Source organism: Methylobacterium sp. (assembly GCF_019745455.1).
In the GTDB taxonomy this organism is placed as follows: Bacteria; Pseudomonadota; Alphaproteobacteria; order Rhizobiales; family Beijerinckiaceae; genus Methylobacterium.
The window spans coordinates 14491-33871 of sequence record NZ_JAIETD010000029.1; the positions used below are offsets into that span (position 1 = coordinate 14491).

19 protein-coding genes and 1 riboswitch are annotated in these 19381 nt (G+C 66.0%); of the genes, 14 read left to right on the forward strand and 5 right to left on the reverse strand.

Going from position 1 to position 19381, the window contains the following annotated elements; translation table 11 throughout:
* Positions 1-58: 58 nt before the first annotated feature.
* Positions 59-261: riboswitch (cobalamin riboswitch) on the reverse strand.
* A gap of 198 nt (positions 262-459) precedes the next feature.
* Positions 460-762, forward strand: coding sequence for a hypothetical protein (locus K2Y56_RS06815; protein WP_292506367.1), 303 nt, complete (start codon positions 460-462; stop codon positions 760-762).
* Between the two features lie 455 nt (positions 763-1217).
* Here K2Y56_RS06815 and K2Y56_RS06820 read toward each other — a convergent pair whose 3' ends face one another.
* Positions 1218-1784 (reverse strand): hypothetical protein, encoded by a 567-nt coding sequence (locus tag K2Y56_RS06820; RefSeq protein WP_292506368.1) that lies wholly within the window; start codon positions 1782-1784, stop codon positions 1218-1220.
* A 394-nt stretch (positions 1785-2178) separates the two neighbouring features.
* Between K2Y56_RS06820 and K2Y56_RS06825 the strand changes: the two genes are divergently transcribed.
* The 11 genes from K2Y56_RS06825 to K2Y56_RS06875 all read left to right on the forward strand — a co-directional run bounded on the left by K2Y56_RS06825 (position 2179) and on the right by K2Y56_RS06875 (position 13600).
* Complete coding sequence (locus K2Y56_RS06825) at positions 2179-2427, forward strand: hypothetical protein (protein ID WP_292506390.1); 249 nt, start codon at positions 2179-2181, stop codon at positions 2425-2427.
* Between the two features lie 120 nt (positions 2428-2547).
* Positions 2548-2865, forward strand: a complete 318-nt coding sequence (locus K2Y56_RS06830) for a hypothetical protein (RefSeq protein ID WP_292506392.1) — start codon at positions 2548-2550, stop codon at positions 2863-2865.
* A 166-nt stretch (positions 2866-3031) separates the two neighbouring features.
* The gene (locus K2Y56_RS06835; protein ID WP_292506393.1) at positions 3032-3748 is read left to right on the forward strand and encodes a response regulator transcription factor; all 717 of its coding nucleotides are present in this window, start codon (positions 3032-3034) and stop codon (positions 3746-3748) included.
* Entirely contained in the window at positions 3745-5142 is a 1398-nt protein-coding gene (locus tag K2Y56_RS06840) for an ATP-binding protein (RefSeq protein ID WP_292506395.1), read from the forward strand. The genes K2Y56_RS06835 and K2Y56_RS06840 overlap by 4 nt, the downstream gene beginning before the upstream one ends.
* A 131-nt stretch (positions 5143-5273) precedes the next feature.
* Positions 5274-5522 (forward strand): hypothetical protein, encoded by a 249-nt coding sequence (locus K2Y56_RS06845; RefSeq protein ID WP_292506396.1) that lies wholly within the window; start codon positions 5274-5276, stop codon positions 5520-5522.
* 497 nt (positions 5523-6019) lie between these two features.
* Positions 6020-6427 (forward strand): hypothetical protein, encoded by a 408-nt coding sequence (locus K2Y56_RS06850; RefSeq protein ID WP_292506397.1) that lies wholly within the window; start codon positions 6020-6022, stop codon positions 6425-6427.
* Between the two features lie 18 nt (positions 6428-6445).
* Positions 6446-6826: a hypothetical protein gene (locus K2Y56_RS06855; RefSeq protein WP_292506398.1), complete on the forward strand. Its 381-nt coding sequence runs from the start codon at positions 6446-6448 to the stop codon at positions 6824-6826.
* Between the two features lie 142 nt (positions 6827-6968).
* Positions 6969-8357: an efflux RND transporter periplasmic adaptor subunit gene (locus K2Y56_RS06860; protein WP_292506400.1), complete on the forward strand. Its 1389-nt coding sequence runs from the start codon at positions 6969-6971 to the stop codon at positions 8355-8357.
* Positions 8358-8369: 12 nt separating this feature from the next.
* Complete coding sequence (locus tag K2Y56_RS06865; protein WP_292506402.1) at positions 8370-11627, forward strand: CusA/CzcA family heavy metal efflux RND transporter; 3258 nt, start codon at positions 8370-8372, stop codon at positions 11625-11627.
* A 260-nt stretch (positions 11628-11887) separates the two neighbouring features.
* Positions 11888-12805, forward strand: coding sequence for a cation diffusion facilitator family transporter (locus K2Y56_RS06870; RefSeq protein WP_292506404.1), 918 nt, complete (start codon positions 11888-11890; stop codon positions 12803-12805).
* A gap of 351 nt (positions 12806-13156) precedes the next feature.
* Positions 13157-13600 (forward strand): MerR family transcriptional regulator, encoded by a 444-nt coding sequence (locus K2Y56_RS06875; protein WP_292506406.1) that lies wholly within the window; start codon positions 13157-13159, stop codon positions 13598-13600.
* A 20-nt stretch (positions 13601-13620) separates the two neighbouring features.
* On the opposite strand, the gene K2Y56_RS06880 is transcribed toward K2Y56_RS06875, so the two are convergent.
* The 3 genes from K2Y56_RS06880 to K2Y56_RS06890 all read right to left on the reverse strand — a co-directional run bounded on the left by K2Y56_RS06880 (position 13621) and on the right by K2Y56_RS06890 (position 17575).
* Positions 13621-14766, reverse strand: a complete 1146-nt coding sequence (locus tag K2Y56_RS06880) for a murein L,D-transpeptidase family protein (RefSeq protein ID WP_366848389.1) — start codon at positions 14764-14766, stop codon at positions 13621-13623.
* A 95-nt stretch (positions 14767-14861) separates the two neighbouring features.
* Complete coding sequence (gene lspA, locus K2Y56_RS06885) at positions 14862-15338, reverse strand: signal peptidase II (RefSeq protein WP_292506408.1); 477 nt, start codon at positions 15336-15338, stop codon at positions 14862-14864.
* Between the two features lie 38 nt (positions 15339-15376).
* Entirely contained in the window at positions 15377-17575 is a 2199-nt protein-coding gene (locus tag K2Y56_RS06890) for a heavy metal translocating P-type ATPase (protein WP_292506409.1), read from the reverse strand.
* Between the two features lie 100 nt (positions 17576-17675).
* Here K2Y56_RS06890 and K2Y56_RS06895 point away from each other — a divergent pair, with 100 nt between their 5' ends.
* Both K2Y56_RS06895 and K2Y56_RS06900 read left to right on the forward strand, forming a co-directional pair.
* Positions 17676-18128, forward strand: a complete 453-nt coding sequence (locus K2Y56_RS06895; RefSeq protein WP_292506410.1) for a helix-turn-helix domain-containing protein — start codon at positions 17676-17678, stop codon at positions 18126-18128.
* On the forward strand, positions 18125-18772 hold the full coding sequence (locus tag K2Y56_RS06900; RefSeq protein WP_292506411.1) for a class I SAM-dependent methyltransferase: 648 nt from the start codon (positions 18125-18127) through the stop codon (positions 18770-18772). The genes K2Y56_RS06895 and K2Y56_RS06900 overlap by 4 nt, the downstream gene beginning before the upstream one ends.
* Positions 18773-18816: 44 nt before the next feature.
* On the opposite strand, the gene K2Y56_RS06905 is transcribed toward K2Y56_RS06900, so the two are convergent.
* Positions 18817-18960, reverse strand: coding sequence for a hypothetical protein (locus tag K2Y56_RS06905; protein WP_292506412.1), 144 nt, complete (start codon positions 18958-18960; stop codon positions 18817-18819).
* Positions 18961-19381 lie beyond the last annotated feature (421 nt).

Genomic DNA, 19381 nt, shown 5'->3' on the forward strand with positions numbered 1-19381 from the left:
CGGTCCCCGCGCGAGCAGGTTCCGACACCCCATCAGGACACCCCGCCCGATGCGTTCCGCGTGTGACCACGGCTACGGCAGGTCTCCTGGCTCGCGGGTCACCGCCCTCTCATCGTCTTCCCAGATGCCAGGGCATCCAGTGACGTGTTGATGAAGGGCTCGCCGCTTACAGTTGCCGGGGCAGCCGCGGCATCGGGCCATGAGCCCTCACCGCGTTCCCTTTTGATCCTCGTGAGAGGAACCGTCTCAGCGATGCTTGCGGAAATGGCGTTGGCCGTCAAGGATGTCACACCCCCGTGAAGGGAACGGATGTCGAAGCGAATGAGACACACCTTGGCGATCAAGGATGCAGCGCTAAGCGATACAACTAAAATTGGTGAATGACGGTCGCCGCATAGACAGGACTGGAGCACCTTTCCATGCCTGGGGTTGTCCCAGGTCGGCTGCATGACGTGCCTTGTGTCCAATCAGATTACCCCACGCCTGAACGGCGACCTCTATATCGTGGTGACGCTGGTCGGAGGTCGGACGCACTACCAGGAAGGACTGCCAACCCGTGCCAGGGTGGAAAGCACCGTGGATATCCTGCGCGATCTCATGACGGCCTGCGGAGCTTCGCTCGTTGACGAACCGGCGATCCGCGCCGTGACCGAGTCACAGCGTGTGACGCAGGGCGCTCAAGGCACGCGCGGGATGAAATGCCAGCGCGTTGCCCAGGAGGCGGGTTGCGTGCGTGGGCTGCCGTTCGAGGCACTCGCATAGGAGGAGCTAAATCGACGAAGCTTAAGGAGCCGAAGTTTGGTCTGGGCCTTCAACCTATTGCAGCGGATCGTTCGTTAGGGCCAAATTGGACCTGCTCCTGGAGGAACCGGAAGCCCAGGACGAAGGGCCGCCCGTGCAAGCCGGGAAAGCCTTGGATGAACGATCGGCAGGAGCGCTTCCTCGTGAGACGTCCGATCAATCTGAGGAATTCGTCACGAGGCCGGGGCGGAGGGCGAGAGCGCAGCCTCAGCCGGTACCGCCCCGGCTCGGATGGTTGATCCGGTGCCCATTGCAGGGTGAACGGGGCGGTTTTCCAGAAGGAGAGCACGTGTACGCGGACCTCTAGGGCCAGAGCGTTTGGCTCGGAATTCCGTGCCTATCTTCGCTTTTTGATCATGCTCCACGGAGGTTCGCCTACGCTTCATCCGCCACGGTCCTGCAGAAACGCCCTGCAATCACTCCTTGGCTTTGGTTAGAGCTTTCTCGAAGTCTGCCCGGCGTTCATCCATTAGTGTGATGAAGCTGCGGATCGTGCTGGCCGCACTCGTCGCGCACCAATGTCTCAAGCGCTGAGCTTCCTCGGTCGGCGAGCCACCTTTATGCTGTCTAACCTGTATGAGGGCTTCTTGCCTGGCGATGCCGGCAGCCCGCCGAAGCACGATGTTCAGCCTTTCGCCGTCCAGATTTTCGCTGACTCTCATTTTCACGTATTGCGCATATACTTCGATTGGCCCTGCTTTCCCGGTCGTCTTACCTGCGAAGCTCGCATCCTGCCCAAGGCAGACATTGCTCAGTGTTAGCGCAAGATTGGCGGGAGCGAGGATTTGCACCAAAGGCTCGGTGTTGCTCGCCTGTGCCACTGTCGAGCCCGTCAAGACGATCCATGTGCAGATTTTCAAGAAAGACTGACGTCGCCCAAGACGATGTTTCATCGATTCGGCTTTCATATGCCGACATGCGGTGAACACATCGCGCGCGCTTCCGTGTCGATCGCATTCCACGATGGGTTCAACGCCGCTCATCGCGCTCGATAGGCCAAGTCCACTCATCACCTCGGGAGCCTTGAGCGATGGGTCGGTTTGGACGGTTGCCGCTAGGTGATGGCCGGATCCAGACGCAAGAGATCATGTTTTTAGACAATGATTGGGCGACTGCCTTAAACCAACTTTTATAGATTGCGCACTACATGATTGAGGTATTGTCAAAGGACGCCGGAGTAGCCAGCAGAACGAGGCCGGTTAGGCCAGATGCATCCCAACCGGCATTGCAACGGGGCATTGATTTTTACTTGGCAGATGGTGCCGCTTGTCTCGGGATCGCAGAGATCCTGTCGAACCGAGCCTTGGTTGATTTTTATGGATCTGTTTCCGCGGTTGGGTCGTTTCGCATCGTACAGACACCCCAAGGAGATGACCCATGAAGTTTTCACTCCCGATCCTGGTCGCGGTGTCCTCGCTGATCCTGTCGCCGGTGGCGGCTTTCGCCCAACACGTGGATGTTGGCCCCGGTGGCGTTTCCGTTCATGGCGACAGGCATGGAGGCGGCCATCGCGAGCGCAGCGAGCATCACCACGTCGAGAAGAAGGTTGACCACCATGACAGCCATCATGGCGACCGGCACGAGACCGTGGTGGTGAAGGAGCGTCATGGCAGGGACCGCCACTAGCCTGACGACGAGGCGTTGACGCAATAGATGCGGGGCCGTTCCTTCGAATGGCCCCGCTCTCATTTCCGGTCTGGCCCGTCATTGCCATCGGCCACGGCGACGGGGGCTGGACCGTCAATAATGGTGATGATGCCGGCGGTGGTGATGGTGGCCCCCGTAGAAATGCCGGGGCCGATAGTGGTGATGGTGTCCATAGCCATGGTGGCGCGGCCTGAAATGATGCCCGCCATGGTGGTGATGGTGTCGTCGGTAGTGGTGGTGGTGCTGCGCCTGCTCGACGAGGTCGCCCCTGACCTGGGCCACGATGCTCGAAGCAGGCCCGACGGCAGCGGCTTGCGCCGTGTTGATCGACGAAGCGGTTTGCAGAAGCGAAGCCAGCACGAGCGCTGCAACGAGGACAAGAAATCGACGTGTCATCCAACCCTCCCGAATGACTAAGGACCTTTCCGAAACCGGACCTTAGAGCGGCATTCCATCAGGACCCTGCGATTTGTCCAGGGATATCCCGACGCTCGGCGATGGTGGTCCCTGACGCAACGGCGCACAAGATCTCCATTCGGCGGTCCTTCGCCGGCGGGAACCGAGGCCGTAGGTGGGAGAGACCATGGACGCCGCGGGCCAACATGTCTTGATCGTCGAGGATGACGATGGAATTCGTACGCTGATCTCGAAGCTGCTGCGGGAAAACGGGTTCCGGGTCACGGGATGCCGGAACGGCCATGAGATGCGCGCCATGGTCGGCGACGTGGATTACGACCTCGTCATCCTCGACGTCATGCTGCCCGGCGGTTCCGGCCTCGACCTGTGTCGGACGCTTCGCGAGAAAAGCGCGGTGCCCATCATCATGGTCACGGCCCGCACGGAGGAGGTCGACCGGGTGGTCGGCTTGGAGATCGGCGCGGACGATTACATCACGAAGCCGTTCGGACGCGCCGAGTTGCTGGCGAGGATCAGGGCCGTCCTCAGGCGGAGCACGCTGAAGGTCGACCGCTCCGAAACGAAATCCGATGTCCTGAGGTTCTCCGGCTGGGAGCTTCGCACGGCCAGCCGCGAGCTCATCGATCCGACGGGCGCGGCAGTGGACCTGTCCGGCGCGGAGTACGATCTCCTCCTGACGTTCCTCGACCACCCGGGCCGGATCCTGTCACGCGACCAGATCCTGGAAATGTCCCGCGGACGCCTGCCCGGAGCCGCGGACCGGAGCGTCGACGTCCTGATCAGCCGCCTTCGCCGCAAGATCGAGCACTCGGACACCGAACAGGGGATGATCAAGACGGTTCGGGGGGCCGGTTATATCTTCGTCGGAAAGATCGGGTCGTGACACGCCGGCTGAGGCGCGTGCTCGGGACCATCGAGGGGATGACCTCACTGATCCTGCTCGTCACCATCGTCCTCGTTCAGGTCAGCGCGTTGGCCATCTATCGAGGCTCGGCCATCGCGGCCGACGACGACGCCTTCGCCGCCAGAACGGCGGCACAGCTCGTGCTGGCTCGCGACGCCCTGATGCGGCGGCCGAATGCAGAGCGCGAAGGCGAGGCCCGCGCGCTGTCCAAGCCCCACTTCGAGATCGGGTGGTCGGAGGCTCCTTCCCTTCAGTCCCAGGGTGCCGCAGGCCAGCTGCTGTGGACATGGGTCAGACGCCTGGTGGCCTTCGATGCGTCGCTGGCGCAGACCGAGCTGCGGTTGAGCCTGTTCCGGCACGACGCGGACGGGATCACGGATCTGCATGGCGAGATGCGCCTCCCGGATGGTTCCTTCCTGACCTTCCAGTCGGCCCATACGCCCGACCTCGTGCGGGTCGGGTACTGGGCGATGCTCTCCACCTTGATGGCGCTTGCGGTGGGCGTCGCCTCGATCCTGGTCGTGCACCGGATCGCGTCGCCCCTTCGCAACCTAGCGAAGGCAACGGACCGGATCGGCCGTGGGGTTCCGGTCACCGTCGCGGAGTCGGGTCCCGATGAGACGAGACGGATCGGGGCCGCCTTGAACGCCATGCAGAACCGCGTGCAGCGTGTCCTGACCGAGAGGACCCAGGCCCTGGGCGCCGTCTCGCACGACCTGCGAACCCCCATCACCCGGATGCGGCTTCGAACCGAGGCGTTGGCCGACCCGGACGACCGGCAGGCCATGACGCAGGATCTGGCCGAGATGGAAGCCATGGTGGCGTCCACGCTGTCCTACCTCCGCGACGAGGTCGATCCGGAACGGCCAAGGCTCGTCGACATCGTCGCGTTGGTGCTGACCCTGACCGATGCCGCGGTCGACGCGGGGCACGAGGTCGAGTTCGAAGGACCACGCCGGGCGCAGATCCTCGCCCGCCCCGTGGCCGTGAAGCGTGCGATCTCGAACCTCCTCGACAACGCGGTCAAGTACGGTGGCGGGTGCAGGGTGCGCCTGCATGAGGATGACGGGACCATCGTCATTGAGATCAGCGACCGCGGTCCCGGCATCCCGCCCGATGCGCTTGAACGGGTCTTCGGTGCCTTCGAGCGCCTGGACGTCTCGCGCAACCGAGGCAGCGGGGGAGTGGGTCTGGGGCTCACGATCGCTAGGAAGCTCGTTGAGACGGAAGGCGGAAGCATCGTGCTGCTCAATGGGCCCGAGGGCGGACTGGTCGCCCGGACGACGTTGCCTCGACCGTCCCAGGACGGGTCTATGCCGGAACGGACATCGGAGAGCCCCACCGTACCTTGCGCTCGTCGGGGCACGGTATGACGATGGATCGCAAGGAGTCCCCGCGCTGTCCCTGAAACACTTTGATACAAGGCCGATACGCGGCGGGCATCCAGCTCGGCCACATTCATGACGAGGCGCACGAGGTCGGGCGCCACGACATGGAGAACGAGATGAGACATTCCCTGACGGTCGCCGCCATGATCCTTCTTGGTTCGGTCGCCTCGGCATCCGCCGTCGACGGGCATGGCAATGCGGACAGGCCCGAGCTCCGGGTCCCCAACACCGGCAGCGTCTCGGGCGGTCCGGCCCATCGGGACGATCCGCGCGTGAGCGAGGCCCGCGAGGTCGGCAAGGACGGGAAGCCCGTCCACTCCGCCAATGATGGCCACGCCCATGGTCATTCCCAAGACAAGAAGTAAAGGGGGCGGGAACCCTGCGCAGCGGTGAATCTGCGCCGATGCGGAAGCTTCCCCTCCCAGTCGTGTTTGAGCTGCTGGCTGTCGGCATTGGTTACGCCCTGGCGGCGAATGGCCGTTTGTCCCTCGCTCAAAGCCTTCGCGGTACGATTGTGCCCCCTCTCGTGCCGTGAACCGCCCGCCCCGTACCCTAAGCCGGGGCGGGCAACCCCTTCTTCCCAGTCGTCGCAGTGGTGTTGCCAGGGCTGTCGGAAGAAGCGGCGATACGACCCTTAACCGCCGCGACGGCCATGATGGTGGCCTACGACGACGTCCTTATGGTCGCCGTGATCGTAGCGCTCCACGCGGTTATGCCTGAGCGGGTGGTGTCCGGCTTCATACCTGTCGTGAACCGACGTGACAGGTCCGGCGACATAAGGTTGGATGCCTGCGCTTCGAACTCAGGCGTCAGCTCCGATTCGACGACAAGACTTGCACGGGAGACTGCCAGGATGACACGCATGCCATCGACCCATCGAATGTTTCGCACGACCCTCGCGGCGGTCGCCTTGCTTTCGACGTCCGCCATCGCCCATGCGCAGGGCCATTCCCACGCGGCGGCGAACGGCGGCCAGATCAAGGACATTGGTCCCTACGAGGCCGAGCTCGTCGTGAAGGGCTCGGACCTGATGCTGTACATCGTGGACGGACAGGAGAAGAAGGTCGACACCGCGAAGTTCTCCGCGAGCGCCGTGGTGCTGGCCAAGGGCAACGAGCAGAAGACCGTCGAATTGACGCCTTCCGGGGACAACCGTCTTTCTGGTAAGATGAACTTCACCGTCGACGGCAAGGTTCGTGCGACGGTGACGCTGAAGTCGCCTTCCGGGGAAGCCGGCAAGGGACGCTACAGCGTCGACGCCGCCAAGTAGACGGATGGTCGTTGGACAATGAGAGACGCGTCAGCCAACAAGCCAGGCAAGGGTGCCCGCCTCGCGGCTGGCGCTCGCCGGCTGCTGGCTGCCCGGCTTCTCGCCTTCCTGGCGATCCTTTTCCTGGCAGTGCCGGTATCCGAGGTGTCGGCGGGTCATTCGGCCATGCACGGACCGGCGGTCCACCACTCCATCGAGGCCGCCTCGCCCGAGGCTCCATCCTCGCCCGACGAGGGTGTCGCGCATCACTGCGCACAATGCGCCTGTCATCAGATGCTGGCCGTCCAACTGCGTTCGTCGCCCGACACGAACCAGGTCTCGGTGATCCACTTCCCGAGGCTCGCACGCGCGACGTCCGAGCGCGCAACGACCCCGCCCCACAAGCCACCACGCGCCTGAGCCGCGGCCGGCGGCCCCTGTGCCGCCACGCCGCCCGTGGGTCCCTGCAGGGGTCCATGCGGCATGTCTTGTGATGCACGCCGGCGATCGCCGTGCGGCACGTCCCGGTCGAGGCCCCTCGCGGCCGTATGGGAACAGTCCGATGTCTCGTTTCTTCGTGATCCCGGCCACCCTCGGGGTGGGACTGGCGCTCGGCGCATTCGTGCCCGAGGTGCCGCAGACGATCAGGTCCTGGGCGGCCTCCGCCGGAATCATGGCTTTGGCGGCCGGTCCTGCCGAGGCCGAAAAACCTGCCGAGAAGGCGGGTGGCCACGCGGGTCACGCACATGCCCCAGCCAAGAAGTCGTCCGGGCACGGCGGGCACGCCCATGGTCCGGGAGAGAAGGAGGAGGCTCCCGAGGGCGCCGTCCTGATGACGCCCGAGCAGATTGCGAACGCGAAGATCGAGGTCGCGGCCGTCGACAAGGGCATCCTGTCGCGCAAGCTGACCGTCCCCGGCGTGGTCACGCCGGACGCCGACCGAGTGGCGCGTGTCGCGGCCCGCGTTATCGGGACCGTCGCCGAGCTCCATAAACGCCTCGGCGACACGGTCACGAAAGGCGAGGTCGTCGCGGTCCTCGACAGCCGTGAGGTGGCGGAAGCCAAGAACGAGTTCATCGCGGCCTTCGTCGGCAAGGAACTGCAGGAGAACCTGTTCGAACGCGACCACGCGCTCAGGGACAAGGGCATTTCCGCCGAGCAGGTGTTTCTGCGGGCCCGCACCACGCTGATCGAGGCACGTCTCAAGGTGGATCTGGCCCGCCAGAAGCTCTCCGCCCTCGGGGTGCCCGACAAGGAGGTGGCGTCCCTCTCCGCGCCGCCCGCGCCGGCGCCCACGACGAAGGTGTCGTCGGGGCACGAGGATCACCTCCTGGGTCTCGACCGCGCACCAAAGCTCGGATTGCAGCGCTACGAGATACGGGCCCCGATCGGCGGCCAGGTTGTCGAGAGGCAGGTCGACCTCGGCGCGCCCGTGAACGGCGAGGGACAGATCAAGGAGATCTACACCATCGCCGACCTGTCCCAGGTCTGGGTCGAGCTCGCGGTGCCGACGTCGGACCTCGGAGCGATCCGACAGGGGCTGCCCGTGACCCTCACCGCGAGCAACGGGGGACCGACGACCCAGGGCAAGATCGTGTTCGTGAGCCCGATGCTGAACGCCGAGACCCGCTCGGCCAAGGTCATCGCGTCGGTCGTCAACGAGAATATGGCCTGGCGTCCAGGCTCCTATGCGACCGTCAAGGTCGCGGTCGAGGAGATGCCCGTTGAGACGCGGCTGCCTCGTGGCGCCCTGCAGACTATCGAGGGCGAGCAGGTCGTTTTCGTCCGGACCAAAACCGGTTTCGAGAAGCGCGAGGTGGTGCTGGGCAAGGGTGACGATGAGGCCGTCGAGGTCGTGTTCGGGCTCGATCCCGGCGACGAGGTCGCCGTCTCCAATTCCTTCATCCTCAAGGCGGAGCTCGGCAAGGCCGAAGCCGAGCACGTTCACTAGGAAGCCTGGATCATGATCAATCGCATCCTGGGCTTCTCGGTCCGGCAGCGGTGGCTCGTCGTGCTGCTGTCCCTCGCGGCCGCGGCCTTCGGCATCTTCTCGCTGACCCGGCTTCCCATCGACGCCGTTCCGGACATCACCAACAACCAGGTCCAGGTGAACGCGGTCGTGCCGCAGCTCTCGCCCTTCGACGTCGAGAAGCAAGTCACCTACCCCATTGAGACCGCGCTCGCGGGCATTCCGGGGCTCGAATACACACGCTCGCTCTCGCGCAACGGCTTCGCCCAGGTCACGGCGGTGTTCAGCGAGGGCACCGACCTCTACTTCGCCCGCCAGCAGGTCAACGAGCGCCTCGGCGAGGCGAAGACCAACCTGCCGCCCGGCGCGGAGGTCCACATGGGCCCGATCTCGACGGGCTTGGGCGAGATCTACATGTGGACCGTCCATTTCGGCAGGCCGGAGGACCGCAAGCCCGCGAAGGAAGGCCAGCCCGGCTGGCAGGCCGACGGAAGCTACCTGACGCCCGAGGGCCAGCGTCTGGCGCAACCCTTCGAACGCGCCTCCTACCTACGGACGATCCAGGACTGGGTCATCGGCCCGCAGCTCAAGACGGTGCCCGGCGTCGCCGGCGTCGACGTTATCGGCGGCTACAAGAAGCAGTACCACATCCAGCCGGACCCGGCGAAGCTCATCGGCCTGAGCCTGTCCTTCAAAGACGTCGCCGAGGCGGTCGAGCAGAACAACCAGAATCGCGGCGCCGGTTACCTGGAGCGCAACGGCGAGGGCTACGTGGTCCGCTCCGGCGGCCGCATTGAGAGCATGGACGAGATCGGTCAGATCGTGGTCGCGACCCGCGGCGGCGTGCCCGTACGTGTCAGCGACGTAGCCGAGGTCCGCATCGGGCGCGAGCTGCGCACGGGCTCGGCCAGCGAGAATGGGGAGGAGGCCGTCGTCGGCACCGCCCTGATGCTGATCGGCAGCAACAGCCGCACGGTCTCCGCAGCGGTGGACACCCGTCTCAAGGAGATCGCCCGGACCCTTCCTCCCGGGGTCGAGGTCAGGACCGTCCTCAACCGGACCCTGCTGGTCGACGCCACCGTGAAGACCGTCGCCAAGAACCTCGCTGAGGGGGCGTTGCTCGTCATCGCGGTGCTGTTCCTGCTGCTGGGCAATTTCCGCGCGGCCGTCATCACGGCCCTCGTCATCCCGGTGGCGATGCTGATGACGATGACCGGCATGGTGCAGGGGAAGATCAGCGCCAACCTCATGAGCCTCGGCGCGCTGGACTTCGGCCTCATCGTCGACGGGGCCGTCATCATCGCCGAGAACTCGCTGCGGCACCTCGCCGAGAAGCAGCACGAGCTCGGGCGCAAGCTCAACCTGGAGGAACGCCTCGCCACCGTGCATCGCTCGGCCGAGGAGATGATCAAGCCGTCCGTCTACGGTCAGGCCATCATCATCCTCGTCTACGTGCCGCTCCTTACCTTCACCGGCGTCGAGGGCAAGATGTTCGCCCCGATGGCGCTGACCGTCATCATCGCGCTGGCCTGCGCCTTCGTTCTGTCCCTGACCTTCGTGCCAGCCCTCATCGCCATCGCGATCACCGGCAAGGTCCAGGAGAAGGAAAACGTCCTCATCCGGGGACTCAAGGCGGCTTATCGCCCGGCGCTCCGCGGCGCGGTGCGCCATCCCCTGCCGGTCATCGGCGGGGCGGTGGTGCTCTTCCTGGCGAGCGGGCTCCTGTTCGGGAAGCTGGGGCAGGAGTTCATCCCGCAGCTCGACGAGAAGAACATCGCCATGCACGCGATGCGCATCCCGTCGACCTCCCTGACGCAATCGCAGGACATGCAGCTCGCCGTCGAGGCGGCGGTGCGGGCTTTCCCGGAGGTCGCCTTCGTCTTCTCGAAGACCGGAACCGCCGAGGTCGCCTCCGACCCGATGCCGCCCAACGTCTCGGACAACTTCATCATCCTGAAGCCCCAAGGCGAATGGCCGAATCCGGACCTTTCCAAGGACAAGCTCATCGAGAACATCCAGGAGGCCGTCGGCAAGGTCACGGGGAACAACTACGAGTTCACCCAGCCCATCCAGATGCGCTTCAACGAGCTTCTGGCCGGGACCCGCGGCGACCTCGCGGTGAAGGTGTTCGGCGAGAGCTTCGACACGATGCTCCCGGCGGCCAACCAAGTCGCCACCGTCCTGCGCGGCGTCGAGGGCGCGCAGGACGTCCGGGTCGAGCAGGTCACCGGCCTGCCCTCCTTGGAGATCAAGGTCGACAAGGCCGAGATCGCCCGTCTGGGGCTGAGCCACTTCGCTGTCCAGGACGTCGTCGGCGCCGCCATCGGCGGTCGCGAGGCCGGGGTCGTGTTCGAGGGCGACCGCCGCTTCGACATCGTGGTGAGGCTGCCGGAATCCGTGCGGAGCGACATCGAGGCGCTCAAGAACCTGCCGGTCTCGCTGCCGCCGGGCAAGGACGGCCGCGTCGCCTCTGTGCCCCTGAAGCAGGTGGCCTCCTTCGTCTTCTCGGAGGGTCCGAACCAGATCTCGCGCGAGAACGGCAAGCGCCGGATCGTCGTCACCGCCAACGTCCGCGGACGCGACATCGGCGCCGTCGTGGCGGAGGCGCAGGGCAAGGTGGCATCCGACGTGAAGCTGGCCGCCGGGTCGTGGATCACCTGGGGCGGCCAGTTCGAGAACCTCGCCGCGGCACGCCAGCGCCTGATGGTGGTGGTTCCGGGCTGCTTCTTCCTGATCTTCCTCCTGCTCTACTCGGCCCTGGGCTCGCCCCGGGACGCGCTGCTCGTCTTCAGCGCCGTGCCGCTGGCGCTGACGGGGGGCATCATTGCCCTTTGGCTCAGGGACATGCCGTTCTCCGTGCCGGCGGCGGTCGGCTTCATCGCCCTGTCCGGCGTCGCCGTGCTCAACGGTCTCGTGATGTTGATCTTCATCAAGCAATTGATGCAGGAGGGCCGCTCCTTGAACGAGGCGATCCTGGAGGGAGCAGTCACCCGGTTGCGCCCCGTCGCGATGACCGCGCTCGTGGCCTCCCTTGGCTTCGTGCCGATGGCGCTGGCGACCGGCACCGGCGCGGAGGTCCAACGACCGCTGGCGACCGTGGTCATCGGCGGCCTCATCAGCGCGACCCTACTCACGCTCGTCGTGCTGCCGGCGCTCTACGCCCGCTTTGCCAAGCCGGCCCTCGCGTCGAAGGAAACGATTCCGGCGTCGGCCTCAGTGCCAGGTGCACCGTTCAAGGCCGCGGCCGAGTAACAGAAAGGATCGCTCTCGTGGTCGTTACGGCCCTTCTCATCTCGACCTCGATTTCGTTGGCTGCCGATCCCGGCGCCAGCCGGACCCGATGTATCACCCACGACCATCAGTCGCTCCAGATCCGACGGATGCCATTCGCACCCGAGACGACGTCGCGGCCGCGCAATCCCTTCATGGACGAGGCCATCCACTGCGAGGACGTCCGGCTTGGGGGCGAACCGGACGCGTCATCCATGGTCCGGCGCCGGTAAGGGAACAGAATGGGACACGGGCACTCACATGGCGGCAGCGTCCCCGCCGGGACGCCGGCCGGCCGCCACAAGGCACGGCTGGCTTGGGCGCTCGCCCTGACGCTGACCTACATGATTGCGGAGGTGGTGGGAGGCCTGCTGACGGGCAGTCTCGCCCTCCTTGCGGATGCCGCGCATATGGTGACCGACGCGGGAGGCCTCGCGCTTTCCCTGATCGCGATCCATTTCGCCGCTAAGCCGCCGACGCCAGGCAAGACCTTCGGCTACCTGCGCTTTGAGATCCTCGCCGCGCTCGCCAACGCGGTCGTCCTTCTCCTCGTCACGGTCTACATCCTCTACGAGGCCTACCGGAGGTTCGTGGATCCGCCCGAGATCCTCGGATGGCCGATGATGGCCGTCGCCGTGGTCGGCCTCGGCGTGAACCTCGCAAGCATGCGCATCCTGTCGGGCGGCGCCTCGGACAGCCTGAATCTCAGGAGCGCCTACTACGAGGTGTTTGCCGACATGCTCGGCTCGCTTGGGGTGATCCTGGCCGCGATCGTTGTGATGACAACGGGCTGGAGCGTGGCCGACCCCATTGTCGGCGCCGCCATTGGCCTCTTCATCCTGCCGAGGACATGGAACCTCCTCAACGAGGCGGTCCACATCCTCCTGCAGGGCACGCCTGCCCACATCGACCTCGGCAGGGTCCGATCCGGGATCGAGGCCATCCCCGGCGTGCGCCGGGTCTACGACCTGCACGTCTGGACGCTGACCTCCGGCTTCGATGCCATGAGCGCGCATGTGGTGGTGCACGACCTCGCGGAGGCGCCGTCCGTGGTGCGCGCCGTCCGCAGGGTGATGAAGGGGGACCATGCGGTCGAGCATGTCACCGTCCAGGTCGAGGACGAGGCGCTCGCCCGTGAGGCGCCCCAACTCGCCGTTTGAAGCCTCGACCCGAATGTCGGGGGCCTTGGCGCATGGCACTCGGGTCGAAGATCCTGATCGATGGCGCCCACTTCGCTCCGGCTGCCCGCGACCTCGACCGGGTTCCGGATGTATCGCAGGTCACGCTGATGGCGTCCCCTTATCGACAAGCCGCGCCCAGGCTCGATCGGTCAAGATCGCCGGCATAGGGGCTTCGACGCACCCCAGGTTCAACGCAGACATAGCCGCCATAGCCGCGACCCCTTCGGCGCGTCGCCGCTGCGGTGTGCAAAAGAACGTTCACCTCCACGTCCAACCCTTGGCGCAGGAGTCCGCCGTCACTACGATCTCTAGTCATTGGAGATTCAAAGCGTGGCAGGCATCGCAATCGGCGAACTTTCCCATCGGACACAGGTCAAGATCCCGACCATCCGGTACTACGAGCAGATCGGTCTCCTGGGGCCAGCGATCCGAACCGAGGGAAAGCAACGGCGGTATGAAGAGACCGACATCGAGCGTCTGGACTTCATCCGGAACGCAAGGGAGCTCGGTTTCGAGGTCCAGGCGATCCGCGAGCTCATGGAACTGGACGCCTTCCCAAACCGACCCGGTGCCCCTTTGGACGAGATCGCCCAGAGGCAACTCGATTTGGTGCAGAGCAAGATCGATCGCCTTCTCCGTCTTCGAGCTGTGTTGGAGGGGGTGGTCTCGAAATCGGGCCAGGGTGGATTGCGTGAGGTCAGGGTGATCCAAGCGTTCACCCTGCAGGGAGAAGGATCGCTGAAATCCGAGCCACCGTCCGATGTGTTCCCTTGATGGGGCCGAGCCTCGGGGCCTCAGTCACGGCCGTCGCCGGCGGACGCAACGACCTTGCGAAGGCCCGTCCGGTCCGGTTCCTTGCCAGCCCGTGCGACGATGGTGACCGGCTTGGTAGTGCCGGGCTTGGGCAACGCCTGCCGGGCCGAGGCGCCACCTGTCACGGAGAGCGTGTTCCGGGTGGGCACGACCATCGCGATCTCCTGCGGACCGGCGGCCAGCGCCTCGGGCCGGCTTACCTCGCCCAGACCGTGGCCACGTGACGGGCGAGCATCGAGGGCCGCGAAGGTGCCGGCGGGGCCGGCCGTGTTCGCCATCATAGTCTCGCGGAACGAGTGGTGCTGGCTCCCGTCCTCGTAGACGAGCTTGATGGCCGGCGTGCCCTTGGCGACCAGGGCAGCCACTGCGCGCTCGTCCTCGTCCCGCTTGCGGGCGATGGCGGTCGAGGCATCGCCGCCGCCCGACGGGGTGAATGCATAGCGTCCCTCGGCTACCGCGATCACGGGCTCGGACCCGGTCACCTCGAACTGGTCGGAACCCTCCTTCAGGTTCTTCCAGAACGCCATGTGCGGATCCTGGCGGTGCCGGGCGAGGTTCTCCGCCGTCATTCGAAAGGGGTAGGACTGGAACTGGAAGGCGCGCTGCCCGCCGGCGAAGGCCTCGCGGGCGACGGCGTAGATCTCCGAGATCGCCTCGTCCGTCATGGCGAAGCAGCCGCGCGAGGAGCAGGAGCCATGCACCATCAGGTGCGATCCGGTGCGGCCCTGGGATTTGTCGAACGCGTTCGGATAGCCCACGTCGAACGAGAGGTAGAGACTCGAATTCGGGTTCATCGCACCCGGCGTGATCGCGTAGAAGCCCTCCGGTGCCTGGCGGTCGCCCTCGCGCGTCTTCGGCCCGAGCTGCCCCGACCATCGGCACATCGGATAGGTCTTCAGCAACGCGTAGCGTCCGTCCGTGCCGCGCTTCCAGAGCTCGATCTCCGATTCCTTCTTGTAGGCACGCATCAGGATCGGATCGCTCGCCGAAACCCCCTTCGACGCCATCAAGGCCAAGGCCGGGCCAGGGATGGGGGCGAGGTGCTTGGTCGAGGCCGCGTACTGCCCGTCCTGGCAGGATGCGAGCGCTAATCCCAGGCAGAGCGCCAGGGCCATCCGTATCAGCATGACATCTCTCCAGCCTCGTCCCGGATCGCGCCGGACGCTCGTGTCTCGTATCCACCGATGACCCGGTGCGTTCGCGGTTCCAGCCCAGACCCGGGTCATCGTTGCACATCCTCGGGTGCCGACCCGCGCACCCCCAAGATCGGAAAGGCGTCTAGGATGAGCAGGAACACCCCAGAGGAAATCCAGAAATCCGCCATGTTGAAGGCAAACCAGTGGATCCCGGCCGTGTGTAAGTCGAGGAAGTCGGTGACCGCCCCGTCGACCAGCCGGTCCACGAGGTTTCCCAGCGCTCCCCCGGTGATCAGGGCCAGGCCAAGGCGCTGCAGGATGCCGGTGGCGCGATAGGCCCAGACTGCAACGAAGGTGGTTAAGGCAGCCTGAACCGTCAGGAGCGCTGCCACAGATGCAGGGGAGCCCGCTTGGAACAGGCTAAAGCTGATCCCACGGTTGTAGTGAAGGGTGAAGTCGATGAACGGGATCGCCCCTCTCGCGTCGCCCTCGCTGAGCGAGGCGACCGCCAGCGCTTTCGTCCCAAGGTCGACGATGGCCGCGCCCACGATGACGGTCCCCATCGCCGCGGCTCCGGGGACAGGGGGACTGACGGGTGAACTCATGCGCGCAGCAATCGCAGCGCGTTGGCGGTAACGAGGACCGTCGCGCCGGTATCCGCTAAAATGGCCGGCCACAGACCCGTGATGCCCACGAGCGTCGTGACCAGGAAGACCGCCTTCAGACCGAGCGCGACGGCGACGTTCTGGTGGATGTTGCGTAGCGTCGCCCGTGACAAGGCGACCAGCGCGGCGACGTCGGCCACGCGCTCGTTGAGCACGGCCGCGTCCGCCGTCTCCAGGGCCGCGTCGGTGCCGCCTCCCATCGCGATCCCGACGCTGGCCGCGGCAAGGGCGGGTGCGTCGTTGATGCCGTCGCCCACCATGGCGACCGGGCCAATGATCCTGAGGGCGGCAATCTCGGCGAGCTTGTCCTCGGGCATCAGCTCGGACCTTACGTCGAGGCCGAGTTGCGCGGCGACCGCCTGCCCCGTGCGCCGGTTGTCGCCCGTCAGCATCACGCAATCCACGCCCATGGCCCGAAGTGCCGCGATGCCGTCGGCGGCGTCGGGCCGGGGCTCGTCGCGGACCGCGACGATGCCGACGGCCTTCCCGTCGCGCAGGACGACGACTGTCGTTTTGCCGGCCGCTTCCAGGTCGCCCACAAGACGGTCGGACGCATCGTCGAGACCAGCTATCTGCCGGGCGTACCGCGGCGAGGCGACGACGACCGCCCGTCCCATGACCGTTGCCTGGACTGCCTTGCCCGGCACGGCCCTGGCGTCCCTGACCGGCCGGGGCGGGATCCCCTCGGCGCTGGCCCGGTCGAGGATGGCCCGGGCTATGGGATGGCTCGACCCGCCTTCGACCGCGGCCGCGAGCCCCAGGACGACGCGCTCGGTCGCGTCCGGCGCGAGGGAGAGGATGTCGGTCACCCGAGGGCGCCCGGCGGTGAGCGTACCGGTCTTGTCGAAGGCGACCGTGCGAACCCGCCCCATGGTCTCAAGGGCAGCGCCGCCCTTGACGAGAAGGCCGCGCCGCGCGCCAGCGGCAAGCCCCGAAGCGATGGCGGCGGGCGTCGAGAGAACCAGCGCGCAGGGGCAGGCGATCAGCAGGAGGGCAAGCCCACGGTAGATCCAGGTGGACCAGTCGCCACCGAAGAGAAGCGGAGGCACCACGGCCACGAGGACCGAGGCCACGAATGCGACGGGCGTGTAGACGGCGCTGAAGCGGTCGATAAAGCGAGCCGTCGGCGACTTCGAGGCCTGTGCCTCCTCCACGAGGTGCAGGATGCGGGCGATGGTGTTGTCGGCCGCCTCTCGGGTGACGCGGACCTGGAGCGCCCCCTCAGCGTTCACGCTGCCGGCAAAGACGACGTCGCCGACCTCCTTCGGCTTGGGCACCGATTCCCCCGTGATCGGGGACTCGTCGAGGCTGGAGGCGCCGTCCGTCACCTTCCCGTCCACCGGCACCCGGTCACCGGGACGCACCACGACGGTCTGGCCGATGCGAAGGGAGGCAGCCGGCACCTCCTGCACCGTACCGTCCGCATCGTCGACGAGGCGGGCCGTCTTCGGCACGAGCGCGATGAGGCTTCGGATGCCGGCCCGCGCCCGGCCCGCCGCGACAACCTCCAACATCTCGCCGACGGTGAAGAGCAGCACCACGACGGCCGCTTCCTCGGCCGCATGGATCGCGAGCGCCCCGGCCGTCGCCACGGACATCAACATCTCAATGGAGAAGGGCGAGCCATTGTGGGCAGCCGCAAGCGCGCGCCGGCCGTAGAAGGCAAGCCCGAGAAGGGCGCCGGGCCAATAGGCGAACTCGCCCGCGATCCCGGGGAAGGCGCGGTCGAACAAGAATCCGCACGCGAACAGGACGCCTATGGCGATGGCGAGAACAGCCTTGGGGGTCCGCCAGATCGAAGGATCGGCGTTCCCGACGTCCTCGTCGGTCGAGGACGATTCGTGACCGGCTTCCTTCAGCTGAGCCAGGTCAGCGGCGGTCGCGAGAGGCGAGATGGGATAGCCCAGGCCCCCGACGCGCTCCTCCAGGACCGCGCGCGAGGTTCCGGCCTCGTCGAGCGTGAGATCGAGAACCTGGCTTTGGTAGTTCACCCGGACCGCATCCGTACCCGGCAGCCGGGTGACCGCCGTCTCGATCTTGCCCGCACAGCTCGGGCAATCCATCCCCTTCACTCGGTACCGAAGCGCGGCGGGCTTCGAGGCGACCTGCGAGGCCGCCGATGCGGCGTTGGACATGTCCTGCTCCTTGGGCCCACACGATTGCTTCGAGCCTCGGCGCCACCTAGATGCACCCTGTAGCAACTACAGGGTCAAGGGCATGTCGCGGAACGGGGTGATGTCCATCGGGACCCTCGCCGCGGCGACGGACACCAAGGTCGAGACGGTCCGCTGGTACGAGCGCGTGGGGCTACTTCCGGCACCGCCCAGGTCGGAAGGAAATTACCGGGCCTATGACGAGGAGCACCTGCGCCGCCTCAGCTTTATCCGTCGCAGCCGCGACTTGGGCTTCACGGTCGAGAAGGTGCGCGAGCTTCTCGCCCTCGCGGATCAACGCGACAGGTCGTGTGCGGAGGTCGACGCGATTGCCCGGACCCACCTGTCGGAGGTCGAGGAGAAGATCGCCGACCTGACGAGCCTGGCGCATGAGCTTCGCGAGGTGATCGGGCGGTGCGGCTGCGGGTCCGTCGCCGAGTGCAACATCATCGAGGCCTTGTCGCCGCGTGGTTCCACCGCGCGGCAGGCAGCGCCGACCACGCGACGCGAGCCCGTCGGACGGGTGCCGTCGTGACGTTCTTCCTCGACCCCCGGCCCTGGATCGCCCGACGGACGTTCCGGTCGGCCTATCCCAGGATCCTGAGGGACCCCATCTGCACGGAGGCCCTGTTCGAGGCGGTTGCGCCCCAGCCGGGCGAACGGGTCCTCCATGTTCGCAAGGCGGACACCGTATCGGTCATCGCGCTTGCGAAGCTTCAGCCGGAAGCGCGCTTCGTGAGCCTCGAACCGGACGAGCGATCCTTGGGCGCGACGGTGAGGGAGATTGAGACGCTTGGTGCCGCGAACGTCCAGCCGGTTACGGCAAGCGAGCCGCGGCGCTTCCCCTTCGCCGACGCCTCGTTCGACAAGGTCGTCTCTTCCATGAACCTGCACACGGAGGCTCCCGAGCCGAGGCTCGCCATGGCGCGCGAGATGCTGCGCGTGCTGAGACGCAAGGGCCTGCTCTACGCCGCCGATCTCGACGCTCCGACGACACCGCAGGAGCAGGGCTTCCTGAAGGTGGCGAACTTCGTTCTCGGGGCCGAGCGGATACAGCCGCATATCGACGGAACCTGGCCCGACGTCCTTGCCGCCGCCGGCTTTTCACGTCCCAAGCGCCTCGCCTCAAATGCGTTCGAATCCCTCCGCATCGGCGTCGTTCGAGCTCAAAAGCGCTGACGACGTGTCATCGTTTCGATGTTGACGTCGGTGCCGCCGCAGCCTCAGTGGGACCCGACGAGCGTCCACATGCCCATGATGGCCATCATCACGTACTCGGCGAACGAGACGAAACCGAGCGGCCCCATGCTCGACAGGTCGACGCAGGCGCACGTGGGCTTGCGCCTGGCGACGTAGACCGCCTTCACGGTCGGCAGTGCCCTCGTCGCCTCTCACGGGGCCTTAGTTCTCGAAGGCCAGATCAACCTCATCCTCCCGACCTACGACGCGGACTGGAGGTGGTTCTCGATCGGCGGCCTTCACCACGAAGTCTGGATAGGCTGGTGTCACGCGCGCAGCATGGCGGCCTTCGCCCCAGCGGATGATTTTGTCACCGCCCGACACAGCCGCGCGGAGCGCCCAAATTGGCGTTCCGGTTTTAGGCCAAAATCAACGGCGTGTTCACAACACCGAGAGAATTAGGACTCTTCAAGCAGGGTCATATAAATGGCTCGGCATAGCTTGGAGCCTCGGGTGCATAGCATTGATTTGTAGGTCGTGTCCGTCAATGAGGTGGAAATTCGGGGTGGAGTTGGAGCGGCCATCGGTCAGGCGGCCTGAGGTGGAATT

What these genes read in the sequence shown, in the direction of transcription:
- K2Y56_RS06820 (WP_292506368.1), bottom strand. Translation starts at nt 1,784, where the DNA reads ATGAGCGGCGTTGAACCCATCGTGGAATGCGATCGACACGGAAGCGCG.
- K2Y56_RS06835 (WP_292506393.1), top strand. Translation starts at nt 3,032, where the DNA reads ATGGACGCCGCGGGCCAACATGTCTTGATCGTCGAGGATGACGATGGA.
- K2Y56_RS06870 (WP_292506404.1), top strand. Translation starts at nt 11,888, where the DNA reads ATGGGACACGGGCACTCACATGGCGGCAGCGTCCCCGCCGGGACGCCG.
- K2Y56_RS06865 (WP_292506402.1), top strand. Translation starts at nt 8,370, where the DNA reads ATGATCAATCGCATCCTGGGCTTCTCGGTCCGGCAGCGGTGGCTCGTC.
- K2Y56_RS06830 (WP_292506392.1), top strand. Translation starts at nt 2,548, where the DNA reads ATGGTGATGATGCCGGCGGTGGTGATGGTGGCCCCCGTAGAAATGCCG.
- lspA (WP_292506408.1), bottom strand. Translation starts at nt 15,338, where the DNA reads ATGGGGACCGTCATCGTGGGCGCGGCCATCGTCGACCTTGGGACGAAA.
- K2Y56_RS06825 (WP_292506390.1), top strand. Translation starts at nt 2,179, where the DNA reads ATGAAGTTTTCACTCCCGATCCTGGTCGCGGTGTCCTCGCTGATCCTG.
- K2Y56_RS06855 (WP_292506398.1), top strand. Translation starts at nt 6,446, where the DNA reads ATGAGAGACGCGTCAGCCAACAAGCCAGGCAAGGGTGCCCGCCTCGCG.
- K2Y56_RS06895 (WP_292506410.1), top strand. Translation starts at nt 17,676, where the DNA reads ATGTCCATCGGGACCCTCGCCGCGGCGACGGACACCAAGGTCGAGACG.
- K2Y56_RS06850 (WP_292506397.1), top strand. Translation starts at nt 6,020, where the DNA reads ATGCCATCGACCCATCGAATGTTTCGCACGACCCTCGCGGCGGTCGCC.
- K2Y56_RS06860 (WP_292506400.1), top strand. Translation starts at nt 6,969, where the DNA reads ATGTCTCGTTTCTTCGTGATCCCGGCCACCCTCGGGGTGGGACTGGCG.
- K2Y56_RS06880 (WP_366848389.1), bottom strand. Translation starts at nt 14,766, where the DNA reads ATGCTGATACGGATGGCCCTGGCGCTCTGCCTGGGATTAGCGCTCGCA.
- K2Y56_RS06890 (WP_292506409.1), bottom strand. Translation starts at nt 17,575, where the DNA reads ATGTCCAACGCCGCATCGGCGGCCTCGCAGGTCGCCTCGAAGCCCGCC.
- K2Y56_RS06845 (WP_292506396.1), top strand. Translation starts at nt 5,274, where the DNA reads ATGAGACATTCCCTGACGGTCGCCGCCATGATCCTTCTTGGTTCGGTC.